This window comes from Streptomyces sp. NPDC026301, assembly GCF_055567935.1.
In genome coordinates this window covers 1-5,304 of the sequence record NZ_JBVHPN010000043.1, presented here as the reverse complement: position 1 = coordinate 5,304, position 5,304 = coordinate 1, and the positions used below count along the sequence as shown (strand labels likewise).

Annotated in this window: 5 protein-coding genes; 4 read left to right on the top strand and 1 reads right to left on the bottom strand. The window is 72.0% G+C overall.

Going from position 1 to position 5,304, the window contains the following annotated elements; all coding sequences use genetic code 11:
- Nucleotides 1–145: 145 nt before the first annotated feature.
- On the bottom strand, nt 146–1,630 hold the full coding sequence (locus tag ACZ4MH_RS34000) for a regulator (protein ID WP_351599213.1): 1,485 nt from the start codon (nt 1,628–1,630) through the stop codon (nt 146–148).
- A 371-nt stretch (nt 1,631–2,001) separates the two neighbouring features.
- Here ACZ4MH_RS34000 and lipB point away from each other — a divergent pair, with 371 nt between their 5' ends.
- The 4 genes from lipB (at nt 2,002) to ACZ4MH_RS33980 (ending at nt 5,150) form a co-directional block, all read left to right on the top strand.
- On the top strand, nt 2,002–2,784 hold the full coding sequence (lipB, locus tag ACZ4MH_RS33995; RefSeq protein ID WP_351599212.1) for a lipoyl(octanoyl) transferase LipB: 783 nt from the start codon (nt 2,002–2,004) through the stop codon (nt 2,782–2,784).
- A 162-nt stretch (nt 2,785–2,946) separates the two neighbouring features.
- Nucleotides 2,947–3,897, top strand: a complete 951-nt coding sequence (gene lipA / locus ACZ4MH_RS33990; protein WP_351599211.1) for a lipoyl synthase — start codon at nt 2,947–2,949, stop codon at nt 3,895–3,897.
- Nucleotides 3,898–4,228: 331 nt separating this feature from the next.
- Nucleotides 4,229–4,444, top strand: a complete 216-nt coding sequence (locus tag ACZ4MH_RS33985) for an SCO2195 family GlnR-regulated protein (RefSeq protein WP_351599210.1) — start codon at nt 4,229–4,231, stop codon at nt 4,442–4,444.
- A gap of 10 nt (nt 4,445–4,454) precedes the next feature.
- Nucleotides 4,455–5,150 carry a DUF4191 domain-containing protein gene (locus ACZ4MH_RS33980; protein WP_351599209.1) on the top strand — a complete coding sequence of 232 codons (696 nt, stop codon included), beginning with the start codon at nt 4,455–4,457 and terminating at the stop codon, nt 5,148–5,150.
- Nucleotides 5,151–5,304: the final 154 nt, after the last annotated feature.

Here is a 5,304-nt window from a genome sequence, read left to right as displayed (position 1 = left end):
GTTTCCCGAGGGCTCTTGCCTCCCTCTCTCCGCCTTTGCTGGGGCCCGCGGGGGGGAAAATGCCAGGGGACACCGGGGGGGGGGGGGGGGGGGGTTCCCCCCCCCCCCCCCCCCCCCCGCCGCCCCGCGCGCTACCGCCGCCGCCTCACCCCAGCGCGGTCACCTTGTCCCGGTACCCGCGTACGGGGGCGGCGTCGCGGTACGGCTCCAGCCTGCGCTCGAAGTCCCGTACGTACTCATGCACGCGTACGGACCGCATCTCCGCCGCCTGTACCGCCGCCTCGGCGCCCAGCGTGCACGCCTGCTCCAGTTCGCCCAGGCCCAGCCGGGCACTCGCCAGTACGAGACGGCAGAGCAGCCGGCTGCGGGCGTAGCCGGCGCCGCGCAGCTGCAGGGAGCGCTCGGCGTGCTGGGCGGCCGCGCGGTACTGCTGCAGATCGCGGTGGCAGTGCCCGAACTCGTCCGCGAGCTGCGCTTCGTCGAAGAAGCGCGCCCAGTGCGGGACCTCGTCCCCGGGGCGCGCGGCCTCCAGTGCCCGTTCGGCGCGCGCCAGGGAGGCGGTGCAGGCGCGTACCTCGCCCAGTACGGCGTGCCCGCGTGCCTCGGCCGCGTGCAGCAGCGCCTGGACCAGCGGCGGAGGTCCGCTGCCGATGCCCTGCTGGGCCACCCGCGCCAGCTGGACGGCCTCCCGGCCGTGCCCCAGGTACACCGCCTGCCGGCTCATCGTGATCAGGACGTAGCTGCCGTACGCGCGGTCACCGGCGGCCTGCGCCAGTCGCAACGCCTGGACGAAGTAGCGCTGTGCCAAGCCGTGCGCGGTGATGTCGTACGAGGTCCAGCCGGCCAGCCGGGTCAGGTCGGCGACGGCGGAGAAGAGCCGCCGCCCGATGGCCTCGCTGTACGCGCCGCGCAGCATCGGTTCGGCCTCGTGTTCCAGGTAGCGCACCAGTGCCTGGCGCGCGTGGCCGCCGCCGTACGCGTGGTCCAGCGTCCGGAAGAGCTCGCCGACCGACCGCAGTGCCGCGATGTCACCGGCCGACACGCGGTACCCGTGTGCGGGGTCCGGGCGCTCGGGGCGGCGCTGGCGGGGCACCCCGGTGCGCAGCTGTGCGGGCACCCGGGGCCCGGGCGGCTCGGGGCCCGGTTCGCCGCGTGCGACCCGTTCGTCGGCGCGTCCGATGAGCCAGTCCCGGCTGGGCACCACCAGGCCTGCCGGGGTGAACGCGATCTTCCGCAGTTCGGCGTGGCTGCCGGAGTCCTTGCGCCACAGCCCGCTGACGATGTCGACCGCCTCGCCGGGGGTCGCGGCGAATTCGAGCCCCGCGTACACGGGTGCGCAGGCGTCCAGACCCAGGTCCTGCGCCGAGAGCCGGCGTCCGAGGCGGCGGGTGAAGACCTCGGCGATCAGTGCGGGGGTGGTGCCGCGCGGCTGCTGGCCGCGCAGCCATCTGGTCACCGATGTCTTGTCGTAGCGCAGGTCGAGCCCGTGTTCCAGCCCCAGCTGGTCCACCCGGCGGGCCAGACCGGCATTGGAGAATCCCGCCTCGGCGATCAGCGAGGCGAGTCTGCGGTTGGGTGTGCGTTGCGGCGATCCCTCAAGCTGTGGGCCTGGGTCGGGTCGTTCCGTCATCAGCTTTACGGTCTCCTGCCTTCCGGGCCGCGCCGCCCGGGCCCGGTCGACACCGTCCGGCGCTTTCGCCCTCCTGGAACGGCGTGAATGTAGCGGCCCACAGCGGAGTTCCGGCCAGGTTCTCTCTGCGTTCATCCGATCGTGTGAGCACAGCGTCAAAGGCCGACGCGGCCCCCGTGAGCCCTGCCGGAAGTCCCGCCCCGCACGCCCGGTCCGTACCGTCCGTCGCACCCGCATCACGCCTGCGTCACCCACGCCGCGGCGGCCGCCACCGGCCGCCCGTACCGCCCCGTAACCGGCCGCCCTCGGGCGTTCCCGGGCACGCCCGTACAGTGGTGACGGGCGCGATGGATGCAATAAGAGGAGCCGCCATGAGTGAGCTGCGCTTTGTCCGGATGGGCTTCGGCGCCGACCGCGTGGAGTACACGACGGCGTGGCAGGAGCAGCGCCGGGTGCACGCCGCCCGGTTCGCCGACGAGATCCCGGACACCTGTCTGCTGCTGGAGCACCCGCCCGTGTACACGGCGGGCCGGCGCACGGCCGACAGCGAGCGCCCCCTGGACGGCACCCCCGTCATCGACGTGGACCGCGGCGGGAAGATCACCTGGCACGGTCCGGGGCAGTTGGTCGGTTACCCGATCCAGAAGCTGCCGCGCCCGGTCGACGTGGTGGCACACGTGCGCCGCCTCGAAGACGCCCTGATCCGCGTGGCCGCCGAGTTCGGCGTGGAGACCTCCCGGGTCGAGGGCCGCAGCGGCGTGTGGGTGCTGGGCGACCCCGTGGAGCAGCGCACGGCCCTGGGCGGCCTGAATCTGGACTTCGACCCGCGCGTCAACGACGAGCTGTTCGACCCCCGGCTGAACGGCCCGGAGTACGCCCCGTCCAATGCCGGGCAGCGCCGCGAGGACCGCAAGCTCGCCGCGATCGGTATCCGGGTGGCGAAGGGCGTGACGATGCACGGCTTCGCGCTGAACGTGAATCCGGACAACACCGAGTTCGACAAGATCGTCCCGTGCGGCATCCGCGACGCGGGCGTGACCTCGCTCTCGAACGAGCTGGGCCGCGAGGTCACGATCGACGAGGTGCTGCCGGTCGCCGAGAAGCATCTGCGGGACGTACTGGAGAACGCCGAGCTGCTGCCCCGCGCCGTATGACCCGGCCCGTCGGCGCCCCCACCAGGGAGCCCGGCGGAATGCGGCCCGGCGGCACCGGGTTGCACCGCACGTAAAGCGTGCAGCACATAAAGACACGTAAAGACGTGCGAATCAACGGGCGTACCCTGGGTACGCCGAAGAAACGAAGCTTAGGGAGCCGGAGTGTCCGCTGTCGCACCCGACGGACGCAAGATGCTGCGCCTGGAGGTCCGGAACAGCCAGACCCCCATCGAGCGCAAGCCCGAGTGGATCAAGACTCGGGCGAAAATGGGCCCCGAGTACAACCACCTGCAGGGCCTGGTGAAGAGCGAGGGCCTGCACACGGTCTGCCAGGAGGCGGGCTGCCCCAACATCTTCGAATGCTGGGAGGACCGCGAGGCGACCTTCCTCATCGGCGGTGACCAGTGCACCCGCCGCTGCGACTTCTGCCAGATCGACACCGGCAAGCCGCAGGAGCTGGACCGCGACGAGCCGCGCCGGGTGGCCGAATCCGTACAGACCATGGGTCTGCGGTACGCCACGATCACCGGTGTGGCCCGTGACGACCTCGACGACGGCGGGGCCTGGCTGTACGCGGAGACCGTCCGCCAGATCCACGGCCTGATGCCCGACACGGGCGTCGAGCTGCTGATCCCGGACTTCAACGCGGTCCCCGAGCAGCTGGCCGAGGTCTTCTCCTCGCGCCCCGAGGTGCTGGCCCACAACGTGGAGACGGTGCCGCGGATCTTCAAGCGGATCCGCCCGGGCTTCCGGTACGAGCGCTCGCTGGAGGTCATCACCAAGGCCCGCGAGGACGGCCTGGTGACCAAGTCCAACCTGATCCTGGGCATGGGCGAGACCCGCGAGGAGATCAGCCAGGCGCTGCAGGACCTGTACGACGCGGGCTGCGAGCTGATCACCATCACCCAGTACCTGCGCCCGACGGTGCGGCACCACCCGGTGGACCGCTGGGTGAAGCCGCAGGAGTTCGTCGAGCTCCAGGAGGAGGCCGAGGAGATCGGCTACGCGGGCGTCATGTCCGGGCCGCTGGTCCGCTCCTCGTACCGCGCCGGCCGGCTCTTCAAGCAGGCGATGGACAAGCGCGCGGCGGACGCGGAGCGCCCGGCGGTGTGATCACCATCGGGAATCGGCCGCCTGATGGGGCGAGCGCCGTCACGGGGCGCTGATCACCATCGGGCGCCGCCCGTCCGCATGATCGTCCGTACCGGATTCGCGTTCGGGATTTGCGTTCGTCCGCGGTCCCGCGCGGCCGCCGGATGTGAGTCCCGGCACACGCCGGAGTACGCGGTCCGTACTTCTCCCAGGCGGGAGCGGTGCGGGCCGCGCCGACGTTTCATGGGCGTTTGACCGTGCGGTCATCCGTTGGTAACACCTTTCAGTGACGATGGATGCACGCACCGCTCATACCCCCGTTGTTCCCACCACCCCGAAGGGGACTCACGCCATGCAGGCCGCGCCCGTCCGCGCCACCCCTCTGCCGATCCCGTCCGTCACCGGCGCCCTGCGCGCCGTGGAGTCGCTGCTGATGCGAGGCGGTCAGCGCACCGCCCGCCGGAACGCCTGGACGGCGGTGCTGGAGGACCGCCGCCGCGCCGAGGACCGGCGGGCCGCTCAGCACGTGCTGGAGGCCGCGGCGACCCGGAGCACCTCGGCCACGTAAACTTCCGTACATGGCGAGGAAGGAAAACGCAGACACTGCGAACCAGGGGCGGCTCAAGCAGATCGCCCTGACCTACAAGATGACCCGTCGGGTCGACTCCAAGGTCGGTCTTGTCGTCGCGGGCGTGGGCATCGTCGTATTCGGCGTTCTCCTTGCCATCGGCTTCCTGATCGGCCACCCCGTGTACGCGGGCATCCTGGGCTTCCTGCTGGCGTTCCTGGCGATGGCGGTCATCTTCGGCCGGCGCGCCGAGAAGGCCGCCTTCGGTCAGATGGAGGGCCAGCCGGGAGCCGCGGCGGCGGTACTGGAGAACATCGGCCGCGGCTGGTCGGTGACGCCCGCGGTCGCGATGAACCGGAACCAGGACGTCGTGCACCGCGCGGTCGGCAAGCCCGGCATCGTGCTCGTCGGCGAGGGCAATCCGAACCGGCTCCGCGGTCTGCTGGCCGCGGAGAAGAAGCGGATGGCCCGGACGGTCTCCGACGCGCCGGTCCACGACTTCGTGGTCGGTGACGAGGAGGGCCAGGTACCGCTGAAGAAGCTCCGTACGACGCTGCTCAAGCTGCCGCGCGTACTGCCCGGCCCCCAGGTGACGGCCACCAACGACCGGCTGAAGGCGCTCGGCGACCTGATGAGCAACATGCCGGTGCCGAAGGGGCCGATGCCCAAGGGCGCGCGGATGCCGAAGGGCGGCCGGATGCGCTGAGGCGCCTCTCTCCGCCGGACGACGACACGGCAGACGACGACACGGAAGCGGGGGGGGGGGGGGGGGGGGGGGGGGGGGGGGGGGGGGGGGGGGGGGGGGGGGGGGGTGTGGGGGGGGGGGGGGGGGGGGGGAGGGGGGGAAAGGGGGGGGGAAG